The organism is Pseudorhodoplanes sp., assembly GCF_035565795.1.
Lineage (GTDB): Bacteria > Pseudomonadota > Alphaproteobacteria > Rhizobiales > Xanthobacteraceae > Pseudorhodoplanes.
Map to the genome: position 1 here is coordinate 1 of NZ_DATMRV010000129.1, position 19,440 is coordinate 19,440.

The following is a 19,440-nucleotide window of genomic DNA, read 5'->3' on the forward strand; positions in this document are numbered from 1 at the left end:
GCCATCCACCAGCAGCGTATTGGCATGGTTCTCGTCGAAGCCGATCATGCCGGCGATGGTTCTCGTGAACAGCGAGAAGCCGCCGGACACAAGCACGGTATGTGCGCCATTGGCGCGCATGGTGCCGATCAGCGCGCGCGCGCCGGACATCAGCGTGATGCGGTTGGCGATCACGTCGTCGACGACCGAGACCGGCAGGCCCTTGAGCAAGGCGACGCGCTCGCGCAAGGCGGGCTCGAACGCTATCTCGCCCCGCATGGCGCGTTCGGTGATAGCCGAGACATGCGCTTTCAGGCCCACGAGATCCGCCAGTTCATCGATGCATTCCTGCCCGATCATGGTGGAATCCATGTCGGCGACCAGAAGCTTCTTGCGGCGATGGGCGAAGGGCTGAACCGCGATATCGAGCGGAGCCGCGCCAAGCGCCGCGCGCAGATGATCGGCGAGTTGCCGTTGGTCGACGGCGTTTTCCGGGATAAACGCGATATCGGCCGCCACGCCTTCGTCGAGCCATTGTATATCGGTCGCCTGCGGGAGCGCGGCGCGGGCACGCGCGATCTGTTCATCCGTAAGGCGCGTTTCTGGGGCTGCAATGAGGGTTGCGACGTGAGTCATTGGCGGGCGCTTCGATGAAGACGGTCGTGCTTATCGCAGGGCCAACCGCAAGCGGCAAGTCGGCGCTCGCACTCGCGCTCGCGGAGCGCCTCGGCGGCGTGATCGTCAACGCGGATTCCATGCAGGTCTACCGCGACCTGCGGGTGCTGACGGCGCGGCCGAGCGTGGAGGAGGAGGCGCGCGTTCCGCATCGTCTGTTCGGTCATGTCGATGCCGGGGTGAATTATTCGGTCGGCGCCTATGTCGCCGATGCCGCGCGCGTGCTGGCCGATCTGCCAGCCGGTCAGCCGGCCATCTTTGCAGGTGGTACCGGGCTCTATTTCAAGGCGCTGATGAACGGGCTCGCCGCCATTCCGCCTATCGATCCGGCTATCCGCGATGCCTTGCGGGCGCGGCTCGATCGCGAGGGCGTCGAAGCGCTGCATGCGGAACTTGCAAGGCGTGATCCGGAAGCGGCGGCACGGATCATGGTGCGCGACCGCTCACGCATCCTGCGCGCGCTGGAGGTGCTGGACGCGACCGGGCGTCCCATCGCCGACTGGCATCGCGACGGGTTGCCCCCGGTGATCGCGGCGGATCGGACCATCAGAGTGTTCCTTCATCCGGAGCGCGATGAACTGAAGCGGCGGATCGAAGCGCGCTTTGCGGCAATGTTGAACGAGGGTGCGCTCGATGAAGTGCGTGTGCTCGCGGCGCGCAATCTGCCAGACACCCTGCCGTCGATGAAGGCGCATGGGGTTCCCTGGCTTCGCCGCTATCTCCGCGGCGACATATCGCTCGACGAGGCGGCGGCGGGCTCGATCATGGATACGCGCCGCTATGCCAAACGGCAGGTGACCTGGTTCCGCAACCAGATGCCGGGCTGGACCTGGGTCACGCCCGAAGAGGGGATGGCAAGCATCGAAACTTTGATGCAGACTTGAACCTGACGCCCGCGACCCACGACCAACATTTTAGCCCGTATTGACTGTCCGCCGGGGCGGAGGAGTCACGATGCTTCGATGCTTGACCGCGCACGCGGCTGCACTGGCGCGCCTGTCGTTTTCCGCGAGCCCTGACCGTGCTCCCGCCGATGCCGGGGCGCGTGACCCGGCTTTCAAGTCGACTGGCCAAAAACAGATCCCCTTCACCTGCGCCTCGCTGAGTGGCGATCGCTATCTGATAGCGCGCTGAGCGAAGACCAATGGAGAGACCCATGTTCAATCGGATTTTGAAATTCGTTGGCGGTGTCGCGATCGCTGCCGGGATGTTCGGCGCACAGCCGGTCTTCGCACAGGACAAGAAGGTCGCGCTCGTCATCGGCAATTCCGATTACAAGAACGTGTTCTCGTTGAAGAACCCGGTCAACGACGCTGCCGACGTGGGCGAGGCGCTGAAGCGGATCGGGTTCGATGTGACGACGCTGAGCAATGCGCCGGTCGCAGACATGCGGCGCGCACTCAAGCAGTTCGGCGGCAAGGCGAAGCTCTCGGATGTCGCGATCGTGTTCTATTCGGGACACGCGCTGCAATCGGACGGCGTCGCGTGGCTGCTGGCGACCGATGGGCAGGCGCGCACGCTCGCCGACATTACGCGAGGCTCTCTCAGCCTGCCTGAAATCCTCGAAGAGCTGGAAGGCGTCGAGAAGGTCGGCATGGTGTTTCTCGATGCCGCGCGCAACGATCCGTTCAACGAAGCGGCGAAGCGGCAATTGCCGTCGGGCCTGAAGAAGCAGGTCGAGGAGCCGAAGAACATCCTGGTCAGCTTTGCGACCGGCGCCGGCCGCAAGGTTGCGGACGGGGAGGGACGCAACAGCCCGTTCACCGCGGCATTGCTCAGGCATATCGAGGAGCCGGGGCTCGAACTCGTCGCGCTGATGAAGCGCGTGCGCGAAGACGTCGTTCGCTCGACCGCCGGCGAGCAGGTGCCGACATTCTACATCTCGGCTGCCGACGAGGCATATCTCGTCGCCGCGCTGCCGAAGCCCGAACCGCAACCGGCGCCGGCACCTGCACCTGCGCCGCAAGCGGTTGCGCCTGTTGCGCCGGCTGCACCGCAAGCCGCGGCGCCGGCAGCGCCAGCCGAGCCGACGCCGGCTCCTCAGGCGGCCGTTCCGGCTCCGCAGCCTGCAGCTCCCGAAACTCCGGTCGCATCCGCGCCGCCGGCTCCGGCCGCGCCTGAAACGCCTGCCGCGCCTGCGGAGAAGACCGCGGAAGCGCCCGTGGCGTCAGCTCCGGCGCCCGAGCCTGCTCTCGCCCCCGCTACCGAAGCGCAGAAGCCTGCCGGCGAACCGGCCGCCGCCAGCACCGAAGCAACGGACTCGACCGAGAAGAAACATCCGAACGATTGAGCGGGCTGAAACGCGGCGGCGCGCGCACGGGTCGGGCGCGGGCCGCCCTCTCATTTGAGTTGCTTGAGGAACTCGTAGAGGGTGAAAACCACTTCCACCACGATCAGCGCGACGATCGCGATTTCAAGCCGCAGGCTGCGCGAGGCGTCGATCAGATCGGTCAATGCGCGCGCCGTCTCGCCGACGACTTCGATCTTGCGCGCGAGCGCCGCAGCGCGTTCCTTGAGTTCGTACTCGTCGGCCAGGCGCGCGTGCAACCGCTCGAGATCCCAGCGGTCCCACAGCACATCCGGCTTCTCCTCGACCTCGACGCGACCAGTGAGGCGTTGTCGCACCAGCAGCGATTGCCCGATCACCTTGAGCATGTTGCTGCGATCGGTCGGCGTGCGCCCGCCGGCGGCGAGCTTCGCGGCAAGCGGTTCGACGATGTCGAACACGCGGCTGACCTCGCGTTCCTGATGCGCGAGCACGACATTCTTGGCGAGCGCATCCGCAATCACCACAAGCCGCGCTGGGGCGAGATCCTTGACCTTGATGGTGCCGCCCGGATCGATCTGGTCGTCCTGATCGGGCACGATTTCGATCGTTGCGGTCTCGTTTTCCGGGCGCTTCGCGGGCGAGATGATACGCGGGCCAAGGCCGCGCAAGGTCTCGTCTTCCTCGATCGGAGACAATCCGATCAGCACCACAGCGCCATAGCGGAACAGCACGACGTAGCCGTCGCTCGCACGAAAGGCGAGCGGCACGGCGTTAATCACGTCGCTGCGCTCGAGCCCGAGTGTATCGATGCGTTCGCCGACCAGCAGCGCGCGCGCAGTCAGCCGTGTGCGTGTAGTTGTTTGGGACGGCGGCTGGATCGCGGTGCCGACCACGACACGCTCACTTCAGCGTCTTCAGCCAATCGTCGATCTGGCGATCGGCGGTTTCGCGGTCGATGCCGTAGCGGGCCTGGATGAAGCCGTTGAGCGCTTCGCGCCGGCCCTTGGCCTCGGAAATCTCGTTATTCGTGAGCTTTCCCCAGCGCTGTTTGACGGTGCCTTTCATCCGCTTCCAGTTTCCCGAGACCTTGTTCCAGGTCCAGGTGCGGAAGCTCTCCTTCGCGGGGGCAGACTGCGCCGTCGGGGCCGTCTGGGCCAGCGCGCCGGGGGCGCAGAGCAGGCAGGCTGCGACCGCGGTCGCCAGAATTCGTGATTTCGCCATGGACGCCTCTTGCCTTAGCTTCCGCCTCAATACCGCGTCCCGATGCGGCTGTCTTGAGTCCGCCGCTTGACCGTGGGGTCTTTTGTCCCTATACCCTCGCGCAACGTTCGTACTGAGCAACGCCATGTCGCGCAATTTTATTTCGCAGTCGCTGGTAATCGTAGGAAGGCGCATCGCCGGGGGTGGCTAGGACCATCTCTGCCGGGCGATGCGCTGTTTCGGGGGCCTTAAGGGCCCTTTTTTCATTCCGGCAGCAACGACAGCGAAATTCAGGTGGAGCAGGAATCATGAGCAAGGAAATAACCGGCGCCGAAATGGTGATCGAGGCGCTTGCCGATCAGGGTGTCACGCACATCTTCGGGTATCCGGGCGGAGCAGTGCTGCCGATTTATGACGCGATCTTCCAGCAGGAACGGGTCAAGCATGTGCTGGTGCGCCATGAGCAGGGTGCGGTTCACATGGCAGAGGGCTATGCGCGCTCGACCGGCAAGGTTGGCTGCGTGCTGGTGACCTCTGGCCCGGGCGCGACCAATGCGGTGACCGGCCTGACCGATGCGCTGATGGACTCGATCCCGATCGTCTGCATCACCGGGCAGGTGCCGACGCACCTGATCGGCAACGATGCGTTCCAGGAATGCGATACGGTCGGCATCACCCGGCCCTGCACCAAGCATAATTATCTCGTGAAGCGGATCGAGGACCTGCCGCGCGTGCTGCATGAGGCTTTCTACGTCGCATCCAGCGGGCGGCCGGGTCCTGTCGTCATCGACATCCCGAAGGACGTGCAATTCGCCAAGGGCATCTATACCGGCCCGCAGAACATCAAGCACAAGACCTATACGCCGAAGATCAAGGGCGACCTCGACAGGATCAAGGCTGCGGTCGAACTGATGGCGTCGGCGAAGAAGCCGCTTTTCTATACGGGCGGCGGCGTCATCAATTCCGGCAAGGAAGCGAGCCACCTGTTGCGTGAACTCGTGAAGCTCACCGGCTTCCCGATTACCTCCACGCTGATGGGGCTCGGCGCTTATCCGGCCTCCGATCCGCAATGGCTCGGCATGCTGGGCATGCACGGCACCTACGAAGCCAACTGGGCGATGCATGATTGCGACGTGATGATCTGCATCGGTGCGCGCTTTGATGACCGGATCACCGGCCGGCTCGACGCCTTTGCGCCGAACTCGCGCAAGATCCACATCGATATCGATCCGTCGTCGATCAACAAGACGGTGAAGGTCGACATCCCGATCATCGGCGATTGCGCGCATGTGCTGGAGGATATGATCCGGCTGTGGCGCTCATCGTCGCTGCAGGTCGACAAAAAGGCTCTGGGCGAGTGGTGGAAGCAGATCGACAAGTGGCGTGCCCGCAAGTCGCTCAGCTATCGGCCGTCGAAGGACATCATCAAGCCGCAATATGCGATCGAGCGGTTGTTCGAACTGACCAAGGACCGTGACACCTACATCACGACCGAAGTCGGTCAGCATCAGATGTGGGCGGCGCAATTCTATCGCTTCCAGGAGCCGAACCGCTGGATGACTTCGGGTGGCCTCGGCACCATGGGCTATGGCTTGCCGGCTGCGGTTGGTGTGCAGATGGCGCATCCGAAGTCGCTGGTGATCGACATCGCCGGCGAGGCCTCGGTGCAGATGACGATGCAGGAATTGTCGACAGCGGTTCAGTACCGGCTGCCGATCAAGGTCTTCATCCTCAACAACCAGTATATGGGCATGGTGCGCCAGTGGCAGGAATTGCTGCATGGCAATCGCTACTCGGAAAGCTATTCGGAGGCCTTGCCCGATTTCGTGAAGCTTGCGGAGGCGATGCATGCGCATGGCATCCGCTGCCACAAGCCGGGTGATCTCGACGATGCGATCAAGGAAATGATCGATATCGACAAGCCGGTGATCTTCGATTGCGTGGTCGACCAGAAGGAAAACTGCTTCCCGATGATCCCCTCCGGCCGCGCGCATAACGAGATGATCCTCGGCGACGCCGCGGAAAGCCTCGAGGATGCGATCACCGAAGAAGGCAAGATGCTGGTGTAAGTGCCGCGTGCGCGGTGCAACCCTCTCCCCTTGAGGGAGAGGGTGGCGAGCGAAGCGAGCCGGGTGAGGGGTCCGGAGCGCAATGTGACGAAGTTACCCCTCACCCGGCACGTTGCTCGCATTTGCTCGCAACGCGCCACCCTCTCCCTCAAGGGGAGAGGGTAGACGGAGCAAGGATCCAAAGTCGTGAACGCAAACGTGCCATCCACTTCGCATTATCCCGCAGCGCCGGCGGCGCAGAATGTCGAACGGCATACGCTGTCGGTTCTGGTCGACAACGAGCCGGGTGTTCTGGCCCGCGTGATCGGTCTGTTTTCTGGCCGCGGTTACAACATCGACTCGCTCACGGTGTCCGAGACCGAGCACCAGAAGCACATCTCGCGCATCACCATCGTCACCAGCGGCACACCGATGGTGATCGAGCAGATCAAGAACCAGCTCGAGCGCCTGGTGCCGATCCATCGCGTGATCGACCTGACGGTGGCGGGTCCCTCGCTCGAACGCGAACTCGCCATGGTCAAGGTGCGTGGCAGAGGCGAGCATCGTGTCGAAGCGCTACGCCTGGCCGATGCGTTCCGCGCCCGCGTGATCGACGCGACGACCGAAAGCTTCGTGTTCGAGATCACCGGCAAGAGTGACAAGATCGATCAGTTCGTCGAACTTATGCTGCCACTCGGTCTTGTCGAAGTGTCACGCACCGGCGTGGTGGCCATCAGCCGCGGCCCCGAGGCGATGTAGGAGGCGGCGGCGCCGCAAGGGCCGCCAGCAGGGCGATGGAACTGGCCAGCGAGAGAACATCGCCGACCAAAACCGAGCCTTTTTCGGCCTTTGTCCTCATCCCATTGGTCGGCCTCACCGCCGGCCTTGTCGCAAGGCTCTTCGGATACGATGCATTGTCAGGCCCGATCTGGGCTGCGGCAACGATCCCCGTTCTTGTTGCGCTGATCTTCGAGATCTGGCGCAGCCTGCATGCCGGCAAGGTCGGCCTCGACATCGTTGCAGCGCTGTCGATGAGCGCGGCCCTTGCGGTCGGAGAATATCTCGCGGCGGCCATCGTCGCGCTGATGTATTCGGGCGGCCAATATCTCGAGAACTATGCCGAGCGTCGCGCGCGTCGCGACATGTCGCTGCTGCTCGAGCGCGTTCCGCGGTTTGCGATGCGTTACGGCAAGGACGGGCTCGAGCGTATTCCGATCGCGTCGATCGCGCCGGGAGACCGGTTGATGATCCGCCTCGGCGACATCGTGCCGGTCGATGGCCAGGTGGCGGAGAAGGCGGCAACTCTCGATCAGTCGGCGCTGACGGGGGAATCTGTGCCGGTGCGCCTCGATGCCGGAGCCGACGTGATGAGCGGCTCGACCAATGCCGGCGAAGCCTTCGACCTGATCGCATCGCGCCCCGCGAGCGAAAGCACCTATGCCGCGATCGTGCGGCTGGTGGAGCAGGCGCAGCAATCGCGCGCCCCGATGTCACGGCTCGCGGACCGCTACTCGCTGGTGTTCCTCGCCGTCACCGTCCTGCTCGCGGGCGGTGCCTGGCTGCTGACCAGCGATCCGGTGAGAGCCGTTGCCGTGCTTGTGGTCGCCACACCGTGTCCGCTGATCCTTGCGGTCCCGATCGCGTGGATCGCCGGCATGTCGCGCGCGGCGCGATCCGGCATTCTGATCAAGAGCGGCGCCGCGCTCGAACTGATGGGCCGCACGCGGGTGCTGGTGATCGACAAGACCGGGACGCTGACGGTCGGCAGGCCGGAGGTGAAGGACGTGCTGACCTCTGGCGATGCTGCGGCAGACGAGGTGCTGCGGCTGGCCGCTTCGCTCGACCAGGCGTCCAAGCATGTCGTGGCCGATGCGATCGTTGCGGATGCGCGGGCGCGCGGCCTGACGCTCAGCGTGCCGACCGGCGTTGCCGAAACCCCCGGGGACGGCCTTACCGGCATGGTCGACGGCCGCAGGGTGTCCGTCGGCGGACGCGGTTACGTGTCGTCGCAGATCGGCACGCCGATTGCGCGCCCCGCAACCATCGCGCCCGGCACGGTCACGGTATCGGTCGGGATCGATGGCGTGCATGCCGCAGAGATCGTGATGGCGGATCGGCTGCGGAGCGGCACCGACAGCTTTCTGCGGAATGTCCGCAGGCTCGGGATCGAGCGCATCGTGCTCGCCACTGGCGACCGCGCCGACATTGCGAAGGTGGTGGCAGGCGGACTGGATATCGATGAGATCCGGGCCGAACTGACGCCCGATCAGAAGGTCATGGTGGTCCTGTCTGAACGCAAATACGGGCCGGTGCTGATGGCGGGCGACGGCGTCAACGATGCACCGGCGCTGGCGGCAGCGGATGTAGGAGTTGCGATGGGCGCGCGCGGCGCTGCGGCGTCCGCACAGGCTGCGGATGTGGTGCTGCTGGTCGATCACGTCGACCGGATCGTCCCGGCGATGTCGATCGCGAAGCGCTCGCGCAACATCGCCTTGCAGAGCGTGATCGCCGGACTTGGATTGTCGGGGCTTGCGATGGTCGCCGCCGCGTTCGGGTATCTCCCGCCGGTGCAGGGCGCAATCCTTCAGGAAGTGATTGACGTAACGGTCATTGCGAACGCATTGCGGGCGCTCGGCGGGAAGACAGAACCCTCCGACGCGGGATGATCGTGGGAAGCAGGCTGGGGTGCGCGGGTGATGCCGATCGAGATGTTCACGGCGCTGGTCGTCTTCACGTCGGCGATGGCGTTCACGCCGGGGCCCAACAACATCATGGTGACGGCGTCGGGCGTGAATTTCGGATTCCGGCGCACGCTGCCGCACATCCTTGGCATCACCTTCGGATTCGTCGTGCTGCTGATCGGCTGCGCCGCGGGGCTGGGTGCGGTCTTCGCCGCGTATCCGCCGCTGCAGATCGTGCTGAAAGCGGCGGGCGCAATCTATCTCCTCTGGCTCGCATGGAAGATCGCAACGACGACGCCTTCGACCGGGGAAGATGCGCGCGTTGTGCAGCCGATCACCTTCCTGCAGGCGGCGCTGTTCCAGTGGGTCAATCCGAAGGCAGTCGTTGCCGCGCTGAGTGCGATCGCGATTTACGTGCGGCCGGCGCACTGGATGTCGGATTTCGGCGTGCTGCTGGTGGTGTTCGCCATCGCCACAGTCCTTGCGGTCGCGACCTGGACGGGCTTTGGCGTCGCGTTGCGCCGTGTCCTGACCAATCCGAAACATGCCCGCATCTTCAATGTCGCCATGGCCTTGCTGCTGGTGGCGAGCATCGTTCCGATGGTGGTCTGAGCCTCCGGCGAGGCTTCCTAAAAATAGTAATTATGATATATTCCCGTAATGGTTGTGTTGCCATGAGGGGATATTATGGAAACGCGTTTCAAGCTTCGATTTAAGTCCAAGGCGGACATGAACGCCGCGCTTTCGATGGAGTCCGCTGACAGCGCGCCGGTGGTGATCAACGAAAAGCGGAATTACGTGTCGTTCACTCCCAGCCCTCAGTTGCTGAAAGAGACTTCCGAAATCGACACACTGGAAATGCGGACCGAGAGCGCGGTGAGCGACATTGCCAGGAATTTCGGCGCGGAAGTTCTGGTCGACTATCAGTACGAGCTGGATGCTTCGCCCGATATTTTGGTCGAGACCGCACCCGACGCTGAGGCAGGGAGCCTCTCCGATGTCACCGCCATGATCCGGGCCGATCGCGCGTGGCCGACGACGCGCGGGGCGGGTGTCATTATCGCGATTGTCGATACCGGGATCGATGGCAGGCACAACGAATTTGCCGGCAGCAAAAAAGTCGCCGGCTGGGCGGTCCCGGGTGACGATCCATGGACCGATTATCAGGGCCACGGGACCATGTGCGGTTGCATCGCAGCAGGAACGGCGGCGCTGGGCGGCCGGTATAACGGCGTGGCGCCGGATGCGCAGATCATGTCGTGCAAGACACGCTTCTACGATTCCGAACTCGCTGCGATCTACGACACGCTGACGGCCATGGCGAAGGACGGCAAACAGGTTGTCGCCAGCAACAGTTTCGGCATGAAGACGGGCTCGGCGCCGACGCCGGACCCAAACTCGGATTTTCTGCCCGCGCTTGGCGATGCGGTGGCTGCGGGTGTCACTGTCATCTTCAGTGCTGGCAACAATCACCAGCTTGCCGGCGGCCGGCCGCATGCGTGCACGCCGAATTCGGTTTGGCTGCACAAGTCGCGCTCAGATGTCCTGGCCGTCGCGACCTGCAAGCTCGACAGCAGCATGTGGTATTACTCGAGCCGCGGTCCCGGTCAGCATTTCAACGACCCGAACACCAATCGCAAACCGGACATCACCGCGCCGACCCCGCTGAACGGCAAGATCCTGTACGGATCCGGCGAACGGGTGCTGCAGAATGGCTGGGGCACGAGCGGCGCCTGCCCGCAGGTCGCCGGACTTGCAGCCCTGATCCTGTCGGTCCATCCGGGGGTGAAAGGCACGGTCTTGTTTGACCGCATTCGCAATTCGGCGACATCGTTGGGACATGGGCCGGAATGCCAGGGCGCCGGGCTGATCAACTGCGAGGCTGCCCTTGCAGTTGCATAATGGGTGCGTACCTTGGGCTATCGGAGGTCCGCCATGGACGATCGGTTCAAGGTCAAGTCACCCAACAGCCAAGTTCATGAACGCGTGCGCGCGATTGTCAAACAGGCTGACAAGCTGGTGCTCGACAATCCGCGCCGTCTTTCGCTCTCGGTCAAGAACCCGCCGGCGGACCTGATCCAGCGGCTCGAACAGGAAGGCGCCAGGATCGAAAAGGACGTCCAATACGATCTGGACTAGTGCGGTTGCGCTGGCGCTTGGCGCGCGGGCCGGGATATCCTAGACGGGTTCCATGCTGTCGCGCCGCGCAAAATACGCTCTTCGAGCAATGATCTATCTCGCCGACCGCCGCGGCGCTGCACCGGTTTCGGTGCGGGATATCGCGCACGATCTAAAAATTCCGCGGCCGTTCCTTGAACAAATTTTCTCCGAACTGAAGCGCTCAAATCTTCTGATCTCGACGCGCGGCAACCAGGGCGGCTTTCTGTTGAGCCGCAGTCCGAAGGACATCAACCTGGCGGAAATCATCCGTCACATAGATGGGCCGCTGGCGCTCGCGCCGTGTGCGAGTCAGACCGCGTTTCAGCAATGCACCGACTGCGTCGATTTGCACATCTGTCAGCTTCGTCCGGCGCTGATCGCCGCGCGCGATGCAACGGCGAAAGTGCTTGAGAAAACAACGCTGGCGCAATCGGCCGCAGAAAAAAAGCCTCCAAACCTCTCCGAATAAACAATACTATTCTGATTGAATTAGTCAGAATTGCGTGCTCTTTTGATGCCGGGGTTTGGCGAGGCGTGCTCGTCGATTCCTGTGACGAGGCGGGCACCGAAACGGAAATTGGTTCGTGCGTTCGCGCCGGCACCTGTCACTTCGCAAACTCAAGATTTAGCGGCGCTGGAAATATCCGGCTGCAACCCGCGAGTCCTGCCGGACGTTATTGGTCCGGCTCAAGGAGGTGGAACATGCGTCTTCTGGCTTCAGCAATCGCAATCGCGGCGATGACTGCGTCGGCGCATCTCGGAAGTCTCACGCCGGCGTCTGCGCAGACAACGACGCTGGTCAACGTATCGTATGATCCCACCCGCGAATTGTATCGCGATTACGCACAGTATTTCGTCAAACACTGGAAGGAAAAAACCGGCCAGACGATCGAAGTCAGCAACAGCCACGGCGGCTCCGGGGCGCAGGTGCGCTCGGTGATCGAAGGCCTGCCGGCCGACGTCGTGACCTTCCCGCTCGAAGGCGACGTTCTCGCCATTGAGCAAAAGGGCCTGATCGAGCCGGGCTGGAAGAAAGAATTCCCGGAGGATTCATCGCCCTATACCTCGACCATCGTGTTCCTGGTGCGCAAGGGCAATCCGAAGGGCATCAAGGACTGGAATGATCTCGCCAAGCGCGGCATCCAGGTGATCACGCCCAATCCGAAGACGTCGGGTGGCGCGCGCTGGAATTACCTCGCTGCATGGGCCTACGAACTCGACCGTTCCGGCGGCGATCAGAAGAAGGCGCAGGATTTCGTCGCCTCGATCTATCGTAACGTGCGGGTGCTGGATACCGGCGCGCGCGGGTCGACCAATACCTTCGTGCAGAACAAGGTCGGCGACGTCCTGATCGCCTGGGAAAACGAAGCGCTGCTGACGCTGAAGGAATTCGGCTCCGATTATGAAATCGTGGTGCCGTCGGTCTCCATTCTTGCCGAAGTGAAGGTGGCGATCGTCGACAAGAATGTCGACAAGAAGGGTACGCGCGAGATCGCGAAGGCGTTCCTCGACCAGCTTTATTCGCCCGAGGCGCAGAAGATTTTCGCGCGCAATTTCTATCGCCCGGGCAAGCCGGAACATGTCGATCCCGAGGCGCTCAAGGCGTTCCCCAAGGTGAAGCTGGTCAAGATCGACGATGTTTTCGGTGGATGGGCCAAGGCGCAGCCCACCCACTTCGACAACGGCGGCATTTTCGACAAGATATACTCCAAGGACTGAACGACGCTGGCGTTAAGCGAGCTGGCGGGTCGTGGGCAACTCAGGCTTACGACCCGCCGATGTTACGGGTGCACCGGAGCTGACACGCATGGGGCTGCGTTTTCGAGAAGCGAGCATCGTTCCCGGATTCCGGCTGACGTTCGGCTTCACGATCTTTTACCTGTCGGTGATCGTGCTGATTCCGATCATCGGGCTCTACATCAAGACATTCGAGCTCGAGTGGGAGCGTTTCATCGCCATCATCACCGGCCCGCGTTTCATGGCCGCGCTGCAACTGAGCTTCGGCGCCTCGCTGCTGGCCGCGCTGTTCAATGTGGTGATCGGAGTGATGATCGCCTGGGTGCTGGTGCGCTATCGTTTCTTCGCGCGGCGGCTTCTCGATGCGATCGTTGATCTTCCCTTCGCGCTGCCGACCGCGGTCGCCGGAATCGCACTCACCGCGCTCTATGTGCCGGAAGGCTGGTTCGGCAAGCTGCTCTCGCCGCTCGGCGTGACCATCGCCTATACGCCGGTTGGTGTCTGGATCGCGCTGGTCTTCATTGGGCTGCCGTTCGTCGTGCGCACGGTTCAGCCGGTGCTCGAGGACTTCAACCGAGAGGTCGAGGAGGCGGCCGCCACGCTCGGCGCTTCACGGCGAACCACGATTGTTCGCGTCGTTCTGCCGCCGCTGATCCCGGCGATCCTGACCGGCTTTGCGCTCGCCTTCGCTCGCGCCGTCGGCGAATATGGCTCGGTGATCTTCATTGCCGGCAACATTCCACGGCAAACCGAAATCTTGCCATTGCTGATCGTCTTCCGCCTGGAGGAACGCGACTACGCCGCCGCTGCAGCCATTGCTGCGGTGATGCTCACCATCGCGTTCGTCATTCTGCTTCTGATCAACCTTCTGCAGGTCTGGAGCTACCGGAGGTTCGGCAATGTCTGACACCGCAATCGCTCTGCGCAGTGCTGTGTCCCCGGTCACCGAAACGCGGGCGGTCCGCACGACGCTGATCGCGCTCAGCGTCGTCGTCATGGTGTTATTCTTGATCGCGCCGCTGATTGCGGTCTTCGCGCAGGCGCTCAACTTGGGCCTTAAGCCTGTGCTTGCGACCTTCGACGATCCCGATTCGGTCGCGGCGATCAAGCTGACGCTGCTGGTGGCCGCGATCGCGGTGCCCTGCAACCTCGTGTTCGGAATTGCTGCTGCCTGGTGTATCGCCAAATACCGTTTCCGCGGCCGCGCGCTCTTGGTGTCGCTGATCGATTTGCCGTTCTCGGTGTCGCCGGTGGTCGCCGGCCTCGTCTATGTGCTGCTGCTCGGACCGTTCACGCCGATCGGCGCCTGGTTCCTTGAGGATTTCGGCGTCCGCATCATCTTCGCGGTGCCGGGAGTCATCCTCGCAACCATCTTCGTCACGTTCCCCTTCATCGCGCGCGAATTGATCCCGCTGATGCAGGACCAGGGAACCGGCGACGAAGAGGCCGCGTTGTCGCTTGGCGCGTCCGGCTGGCAGACTTTCTTCTACGTAACCTTGCCCAATGTGAAATGGGCGCTACTCTATGGCGTGCTGCTCTGTAACGCGCGCGCCATGGGCGAATTCGGAGCGGTGGCTGTGATCTCGGGCAAGCTGAGAGGTGAGACGGTCACCATGCCGCTGCAGATCGAAATCTATTATCAGGAGTTCAGGGCATTGGCGCAGGTCTCTGCCTTCACCCTTGCAGCGGTGCTTGCCTGCCTCGCGCTCGTGACGTTGATGATCAAGACCTGGCTCGAATGGCGTTACGCCGACCAGCTCGCGGCCACCCGCAGCGGACATTGAGGAGAACACGATGGAGCTTGCCATCCGCAACGTTCGCAAGGAGTTTGAACGCTTTGCGGCGTTGCATGACGTGTCGCTCGACATCCGTTCGGGAGAGTTGATCGCGCTGCTCGGGCCATCCGGCTCGGGCAAGACCACATTGCTGCGCCTGATCGCGGGACTGGATTTCCCGACGGAGGGAGCCATTCTGTTCGGTGACGAGGATGCCTCGTTCAAGTCAGTGCAGGAGCGCAATGTTGGCTTCGTCTTCCAGCATTACGCGCTGTTCCGCCACATGACGGTGGCGGAGAATATCGGCTTCGGGCTGAAGGTGCGGCCGGCCGCGACGCGTCCGTCAAAGGCGGAGATCCGGCGGCGCGCTTCCGAACTGCTCGACCTCGTGCAGCTGTCCGGGCTGGAGAACCGCTATCCGAACCAGCTGTCGGGCGGCCAGCGCCAGCGCGTCGCGCTCGCGCGTGCGCTTGCCATCGAACCGCGGGTGCTCCTGCTGGACGAGCCGTTCGGGGCACTCGACGCGCAGGTGCGCAGGGAGTTGCGCCGCTGGTTGCGAGAGATCCATGACCGCACCGGTCACACCACGGTTTTCGTGACCCACGATCAGGAGGAGGCGCTCGAACTCGCCGATCGCGTGGTGGTGATGAGCCAGGGGCGGATCGAGCAGGTCGGCACCGCCGACGAAGTCTACGACACGCCGAACTCGCCGTTTGTGTACAGTTTCATTGGCGAATCCAGCTCGCTTTCAGTGCGGATCGAGAACGGCCAGATCTGGCTGGACGATCGTGCGACCGGGCTCCTCGCCGAGGGCGCTCCCAACGGCAAGGCAGCCCTCTATTTTCGACCCCACGACGTGGAATTGCTCGAGGGGGGCGCCGGTATTGTCGGGACGGTCGTGGCCTCGCGTCGTGTCGCTGGCACCAAGCGTGTGGAACTGCAGATCGGCGGCGCGCAGCACCGCGTCGAGATCGAGGTGCCGGCAACCCATTCTGCCGCGAGCGCGGGCCGCATCGCCTTCAGGCCGACGCGCTGGCGGCTGTTTTCCGACGCGGGTCCGATCCCGTATCAGGCAGCGCCCGCACCGTCCGTGGCCTACGCCCCGGCCCCCCGTCTGCAGGTGGTTGCGTCCTGATGAGACCCCGAATGGGGGCGGGGGCGGCCTTCGGCCTGGGCCCGCCGCTCCGGTGATGCGCCCCGGACTGCGGCGCATCGCCCTGGCAGGGCTTGTCCCGGAGGCCCCATCCCCCTAGAAACCCTGCCGAACGGTGTCGGAACCACCTCCGGCGCCTCTTGAGCGATGCGGCCGGGAGCCGCCATTTCCAGGGGTTGATGATGCGCGTTTATTACGACCGGGATGCCGACCTGAACCTGATCAAGGGCAAGAAGGTCGCCGTCGTCGGCTATGGCAGCCAGGGCCATGCCCACGCCCTCAACATGCGTGATTCCGGCGTGAAGGACGTGGTGATCGCGCTCCGCAAGGGTTCCGCTTCTGCCAAGAAGGCAGAGGGCGAAGGCTTCAAGGTCATGGAAGTGGCCGAGGCCGCCAAGTGGGCCGACGTGATCATGATGCTGACCCCGGACGAACTGCAGGGCGACATCTATCGCGATCACCTGCATGCCAACATGAAGAACGGCGCCGCGCTCCTGTTTGCGCACGGCCTCAACGTGCATTTCAACCTGATCGAACCGCGCGCCGATCTCGACGTGCTGATGGTCGCCCCGAAGGGTCCCGGCCACACCGTGCGCGGCGAATATCAGCGCGGCGCCGGCGTGCCGTGCCTGATCGCAATCCACAAGGACTCGTCCGGCAACGCGCATGATCTCGGCCTCTCCTACGCCTCGGCGATCGGTGGCGGTCGCGCCGGCATCATCGAGACCACCTTCAAGGAAGAATGCGAGACCGACCTGTTCGGCGAGCAGACCGTTTTGTGCGGCGGCCTCGTCGAGCTGATCAAGGCCGGCTACGAGACGCTGGTGGAGGCGGGCTATGCGCCGGAGATGGCGTATTTCGAATGTCTGCACGAAGTGAAGCTGATCGTGGACCTGATCTACGAAGGCGGCATCGCCAACATGAACTATTCGATCTCCAACACCGCGGAATACGGCGAGTATGTCACCGGTCCGCGCATCATCACCGCCGAGACCAAGGCGGAGATGAAGCGCGTCCTCGATGACATCCAGTCGGGCAAGTTCACCCGCAACTGGATGCTGGAGAACAAGGTCAACCAGACCTCGTTCAAGGCGACGCGCGCCAAGCTCGCCGCGCACGACATCGAAAAGGTGGGCGAGAAGCTCCGCGAGATGATGCCCTGGATCAAGCAGCGCGCACTGGTCGACAAGGCGCGGAACTGATCGTCGCCGCTCAGCATGCCCTGAACTGAAAGGGGCCGGCATTACGATGTCGGCCCCTTTTTGCATCTTGCGTCTCCCGCTCCGGTAGATATCCTTCAGAGCTCTCGCTTTGAGAGCAATGACAGGGGCTGCTCATGACTCGCGAACAGATGCTGGATGCGATGGGGGCCGCATATGCCGCTCGCGTGAGCGGTGATGTCGACAGGATCCTGGCAATCTTCGCTCCGGACGCGAAGTTCGCGCTCAATGCCGCGCCGCCTCAGACCTCCGTCGCGGTCGCGACCGAGGGCAGCACGGGCATGCGGGCCGCACTCACTCAACTGGTCAACGCGTTCGAGTTTCAGAAACTCGATGTGATCGACTCGGTCGTCGAAGGGTCCAAGGCGGCGATCCGTATCCGCTTCACGGTGAAGGCGCGCGCAACCGGCAAAATCGGGGTGACTGAGGCGCTCGACCTCATCGAATTCCGCGACGGAAAGATCGCCTCGTACACCCAGTTCCTCGACACGGCGATTGCGGACAGGTTGATGATGCCGTCGTCCGCGAGCGCGTAACCCAACGTTGATACGTCAGGGGGAGCGAGCTCGCGCACCGAGCCTGTCAGCCATCCACCGCGCCACCTGCTCCGGCGCTTCGCCCTTGTTGGCGCGGAGATTGGCCTCGCGCATCAGCGTGACATCGATCGCGTTGTCGAGCGGCTTGAGCGCGTTGAAAAGCGCCGTGTCGCCCGCACGCTTTGGCGATATCAGCAGCACCGCGTCATAGGGCGGGATGACGGCTTTCGGGTCGTCCAGCACCAAGAGATCGAACTGGGCGATGCGGCCGTCGCTGGTATAGGCCGAGATCACGTCGACCTCGTTGCCTGCAGCCGGATACATGAATTCCGGCTGCATGGTGCGCTCCGCCTTGAAGTTCAGGCCATAGGCCTTGCGAAGCGCTGCCCATTCCGGCCGGCTGAGGAACTCGTAATCGCCCGCGATGGTGAGTTGCGGTGCGTGACGGGCGAGGTCGGCAATGCTCCTGATGCCGAGGCGCTCGGCTGCGCTTCGTTTCATCGCCAGCGCATAAGCATTCTCGAAACCGAGCGTGCCGGCCTGCACGATGCCGCGCTCGCGCCTGAGCCAGTCGGAGACCTCCGCGAGCGTTTCAGCGCGGGACTTGATGTCCGTGCGCTTCATCACGTTCGCCCAGATCGTACCGGTATATTCGACATACGCATCGATCTCGCTCGCGGCCAGCGCATCGAAGATGATGCTGGAGCCGAGCCCTTCGCGGCGGCGTGCCGTCGAGCCGTTCGCTTCCAGTCTTTGCGCGATCAGCGCGGCGAGGATGTACTGCTCCGAGAAGGTCTTCGCGCCGATGACGTAGTCCGCCTTGCGTGCGCCGAGCGATGGCGCCAGTGCGAGCGCAACGACCAGAGCCAGTCCGGCGAGGCCCGCAACAACGGGCGTACGGCGCCTGCGGGCGGCGCCGCGCTCCATCAGGGAGAGCAGCAGGTCGACGATGAGTGCGAGCAGCGCGGCGGCGATACAGCCGAACAGAACGAAGACCCAGTTCTGTGTCTGCAACCCGCTGAAGATGTAGTTACCCAGGCTGGTCTGGCCGATCGGGGTCGCGAGCGTCGCTGTGCCGATGACCCAGACGGCGGCGGTGCGGATACCCGCCATGATGACCGGCATGGCGAGCGGCAATTCCACCATGAACAGCGATTGCCGTTCCGTCATGCCGACGCCCTGCGCGGCGCGGCGCAGGGAGGGGTCGACGCCTTCGATGCCGGTGATGGTGTTGCGGATCACCGGTAGCATCGAATACAGCGCGAGCGCGAGAACCGACGGCAGAAAGCCTAGCGCGGAAAAGTCGAAGCCGAACGCGCGCGTGGTCAGCGCGGCGATGGCGAGCAAAAGCGGATAGAACAGCGCGAGCAGGGCGAGGCCGGGGATCGTCTGCACGATGCTCGCCACCGCGAGCAGGGCGGTGCGCAGATGGGGCCGCCGGACAGCGTAGAGCGAGAGCGGAAAGCTGATCGCAAGCCCGAGTGCGAGCGCGGTCAGGCTCACCAGCACATGCTGTCCGAGATAATCCGGCAGCCGCGACCACGCATCGGCAAAGGCGGGATTGCGAAACATCAGGCGCCACCGTCGCGCATCAGCGCGGTCAGTCGTTCCGCCTGCCGACGGGGCATGTCCATCAGCGCGCGAACGTCGGCGCTCGTATTGCCGCTCATGAGATCGTGCGGCGTGCCGAAGGCGGCGACCCGGCCGTCATGCAGTACGGCAATCCGGTCCGCGAGCAGCACGGCCTCAATCACGTCATGGGTGATCATCACGGTGGTGAGGCCAAGGGTATGGTGCAGCTTGCGATAGTCGCGGCTGAGTGCGTCGCGCGTCCGCAAATCGAGAGCTCCGAAAGGCTCATCCATCAGCACGACGTGCGGCTCTGCGGCGATGGCGCGCGCGACACCGACCCGCTGACGCTGACCGCCGGACAATTCCGATGGAAGGCGATCCCTGAACGTACCGGGCGGCAGTTGCACGAGATCGAGCAATTCGTCCGCGCGGGCG

At 63.5% G+C, this 19,440-nt stretch carries 20 protein-coding genes; 15 read left to right on the forward strand and 5 right to left on the reverse strand.

Features of this window, described 5'->3' with window-relative positions:
- On the reverse strand, window positions 1-615 hold a 615-nt coding region (locus tag VNZ93_RS12305; RefSeq protein WP_325705056.1), incomplete at its 3' end, for an HAD-IB family phosphatase.
- Window positions 616-629: 14 nt separating this feature from the next.
- Between VNZ93_RS12305 and miaA the strand changes: the two genes are divergently transcribed.
- On the forward strand, window positions 630-1,538 hold the full coding sequence (miaA, locus tag VNZ93_RS12310; protein WP_325705059.1) for a tRNA (adenosine(37)-N6)-dimethylallyltransferase MiaA: 909 nt from the start codon (window positions 630-632) through the stop codon (window positions 1,536-1,538).
- A 272-nt stretch (window positions 1,539-1,810) separates the two neighbouring features.
- Window positions 1,811-2,944, forward strand: coding sequence for a caspase family protein (locus VNZ93_RS12315; protein WP_325705062.1), 1,134 nt, complete (start codon window positions 1,811-1,813; stop codon window positions 2,942-2,944).
- A gap of 50 nt (window positions 2,945-2,994) precedes the next feature.
- On the opposite strand, the gene VNZ93_RS12320 is transcribed toward VNZ93_RS12315, so the two are convergent.
- Both VNZ93_RS12320 and VNZ93_RS12325 read right to left on the reverse strand, forming a co-directional pair.
- Entirely contained in the window at window positions 2,995-3,816 is an 822-nt protein-coding gene (locus VNZ93_RS12320; RefSeq protein ID WP_325705065.1) for an RMD1 family protein, read from the reverse strand.
- Between the two features lie 7 nt (window positions 3,817-3,823).
- Window positions 3,824-4,144 carry a CsbD family protein gene (locus VNZ93_RS12325; RefSeq protein ID WP_325705068.1) on the reverse strand — a complete coding sequence of 107 codons (321 nt, stop codon included), beginning with the start codon at window positions 4,142-4,144 and terminating at the stop codon, window positions 3,824-3,826.
- Window positions 4,145-4,431: 287 nt separating this feature from the next.
- Between VNZ93_RS12325 and VNZ93_RS12330 the strand changes: the two genes are divergently transcribed.
- The 13 genes from VNZ93_RS12330 (at window position 4,432) to VNZ93_RS12390 (ending at window position 17,433) form a co-directional block, all read left to right on the forward strand.
- Window positions 4,432-6,192, forward strand: coding sequence for an acetolactate synthase 3 large subunit (locus VNZ93_RS12330; protein ID WP_325705071.1), 1,761 nt, complete (start codon window positions 4,432-4,434; stop codon window positions 6,190-6,192).
- A 186-nt stretch (window positions 6,193-6,378) separates the two neighbouring features.
- Window positions 6,379-6,930, forward strand: a complete 552-nt coding sequence (gene ilvN, locus VNZ93_RS12335) for an acetolactate synthase small subunit (RefSeq protein WP_414710059.1) — start codon at window positions 6,379-6,381, stop codon at window positions 6,928-6,930.
- A gap of 35 nt (window positions 6,931-6,965) precedes the next feature.
- Window positions 6,966-8,837 carry a heavy metal translocating P-type ATPase gene (locus tag VNZ93_RS12340; RefSeq protein ID WP_325705077.1) on the forward strand — a complete coding sequence of 624 codons (1,872 nt, stop codon included), beginning with the start codon at window positions 6,966-6,968 and terminating at the stop codon, window positions 8,835-8,837.
- A 30-nt stretch (window positions 8,838-8,867) separates the two neighbouring features.
- Window positions 8,868-9,464, forward strand: a complete 597-nt coding sequence (locus VNZ93_RS12345) for a LysE family translocator (protein ID WP_325705080.1) — start codon at window positions 8,868-8,870, stop codon at window positions 9,462-9,464.
- Between the two features lie 117 nt (window positions 9,465-9,581).
- On the forward strand, window positions 9,582-10,754 hold the full coding sequence (locus VNZ93_RS12350; RefSeq protein ID WP_325705083.1) for a S8 family peptidase: 1,173 nt from the start codon (window positions 9,582-9,584) through the stop codon (window positions 10,752-10,754).
- A 33-nt stretch (window positions 10,755-10,787) separates the two neighbouring features.
- Window positions 10,788-10,991, forward strand: a complete 204-nt coding sequence (locus VNZ93_RS12355) for a hypothetical protein (RefSeq protein ID WP_325705086.1) — start codon at window positions 10,788-10,790, stop codon at window positions 10,989-10,991.
- Window positions 10,992-11,043: 52 nt separating this feature from the next.
- Complete coding sequence (locus VNZ93_RS12360) at window positions 11,044-11,481, forward strand: Rrf2 family transcriptional regulator (RefSeq protein ID WP_325705089.1); 438 nt, start codon at window positions 11,044-11,046, stop codon at window positions 11,479-11,481.
- 233 nt (window positions 11,482-11,714) lie between these two features.
- Complete coding sequence (locus VNZ93_RS12365; protein WP_325705091.1) at window positions 11,715-12,731, forward strand: sulfate ABC transporter substrate-binding protein; 1,017 nt, start codon at window positions 11,715-11,717, stop codon at window positions 12,729-12,731.
- Between the two features lie 88 nt (window positions 12,732-12,819).
- Window positions 12,820-13,656, forward strand: a complete 837-nt coding sequence (gene cysT / locus VNZ93_RS12370; protein WP_325705094.1) for a sulfate ABC transporter permease subunit CysT — start codon at window positions 12,820-12,822, stop codon at window positions 13,654-13,656.
- Window positions 13,649-14,533 carry a sulfate ABC transporter permease subunit CysW gene (gene cysW, locus VNZ93_RS12375; protein ID WP_325705097.1) on the forward strand — a complete coding sequence of 295 codons (885 nt, stop codon included), beginning with the start codon at window positions 13,649-13,651 and terminating at the stop codon, window positions 14,531-14,533. The genes cysT and cysW overlap by 8 nt, the downstream gene beginning before the upstream one ends.
- A 10-nt stretch (window positions 14,534-14,543) precedes the next feature.
- Window positions 14,544-15,659, forward strand: a complete 1,116-nt coding sequence (locus VNZ93_RS12380) for a sulfate/molybdate ABC transporter ATP-binding protein (RefSeq protein WP_325705099.1) — start codon at window positions 14,544-14,546, stop codon at window positions 15,657-15,659.
- Between the two features lie 200 nt (window positions 15,660-15,859).
- The gene (gene ilvC, locus VNZ93_RS12385; protein WP_325705110.1) at window positions 15,860-16,879 is read left to right on the forward strand and encodes a ketol-acid reductoisomerase; all 1,020 of its coding nucleotides are present in this window, start codon (window positions 15,860-15,862) and stop codon (window positions 16,877-16,879) included.
- A gap of 134 nt (window positions 16,880-17,013) precedes the next feature.
- Window positions 17,014-17,433: a nuclear transport factor 2 family protein gene (locus tag VNZ93_RS12390; RefSeq protein ID WP_325705102.1), complete on the forward strand. Its 420-nt coding sequence runs from the start codon at window positions 17,014-17,016 to the stop codon at window positions 17,431-17,433.
- Between the two features lie 15 nt (window positions 17,434-17,448).
- Here VNZ93_RS12390 and VNZ93_RS12395 read toward each other — a convergent pair whose 3' ends face one another.
- Both VNZ93_RS12395 and VNZ93_RS12400 read right to left on the reverse strand, forming a co-directional pair.
- Window positions 17,449-19,005 carry an ABC transporter permease/substrate-binding protein gene (locus VNZ93_RS12395; RefSeq protein WP_325705104.1) on the reverse strand — a complete coding sequence of 519 codons (1,557 nt, stop codon included), beginning with the start codon at window positions 19,003-19,005 and terminating at the stop codon, window positions 17,449-17,451.
- A partial coding sequence (locus VNZ93_RS12400) for an ATP-binding cassette domain-containing protein (protein WP_325705107.1) occupies window positions 19,005-19,440 on the reverse strand: 436 nt, incomplete at its 5' end. The genes VNZ93_RS12395 and VNZ93_RS12400, both read right to left, overlap by 1 nt.

Coding starts and splice junctions, on each gene's coding strand:
- cysW (WP_325705097.1), top strand. CDS start 13,649: ATGTCTGACACCGCAATCGCTCTGCGCAGTGCTGTGTCCCCGGTCACC.
- VNZ93_RS12380 (WP_325705099.1), top strand. CDS start 14,544: ATGGAGCTTGCCATCCGCAACGTTCGCAAGGAGTTTGAACGCTTTGCG.
- VNZ93_RS12395 (WP_325705104.1), bottom strand. CDS start 19,005: ATGTTTCGCAATCCCGCCTTTGCCGATGCGTGGTCGCGGCTGCCGGAT.
- VNZ93_RS12365 (WP_325705091.1), top strand. CDS start 11,715: ATGCGTCTTCTGGCTTCAGCAATCGCAATCGCGGCGATGACTGCGTCG.
- VNZ93_RS12345 (WP_325705080.1), top strand. CDS start 8,868: ATGCCGATCGAGATGTTCACGGCGCTGGTCGTCTTCACGTCGGCGATG.
- VNZ93_RS12390 (WP_325705102.1), top strand. CDS start 17,014: ATGACTCGCGAACAGATGCTGGATGCGATGGGGGCCGCATATGCCGCT.
- VNZ93_RS12350 (WP_325705083.1), top strand. CDS start 9,582: ATGAACGCCGCGCTTTCGATGGAGTCCGCTGACAGCGCGCCGGTGGTG.
- VNZ93_RS12330 (WP_325705071.1), top strand. CDS start 4,432: ATGAGCAAGGAAATAACCGGCGCCGAAATGGTGATCGAGGCGCTTGCC.
- VNZ93_RS12340 (WP_325705077.1), top strand. CDS start 6,966: ATGGAACTGGCCAGCGAGAGAACATCGCCGACCAAAACCGAGCCTTTT.
- VNZ93_RS12360 (WP_325705089.1), top strand. CDS start 11,044: ATGCTGTCGCGCCGCGCAAAATACGCTCTTCGAGCAATGATCTATCTC.
- cysT (WP_325705094.1), top strand. CDS start 12,820: ATGGGGCTGCGTTTTCGAGAAGCGAGCATCGTTCCCGGATTCCGGCTG.
- miaA (WP_325705059.1), top strand. CDS start 630: ATGAAGACGGTCGTGCTTATCGCAGGGCCAACCGCAAGCGGCAAGTCG.
- VNZ93_RS12325 (WP_325705068.1), bottom strand. CDS start 4,144: ATGGCGAAATCACGAATTCTGGCGACCGCGGTCGCAGCCTGCCTGCTC.
- VNZ93_RS12355 (WP_325705086.1), top strand. CDS start 10,788: ATGGACGATCGGTTCAAGGTCAAGTCACCCAACAGCCAAGTTCATGAA.
- ilvC (WP_325705110.1), top strand. CDS start 15,860: ATGCGCGTTTATTACGACCGGGATGCCGACCTGAACCTGATCAAGGGC.
- VNZ93_RS12315 (WP_325705062.1), top strand. CDS start 1,811: ATGTTCAATCGGATTTTGAAATTCGTTGGCGGTGTCGCGATCGCTGCC.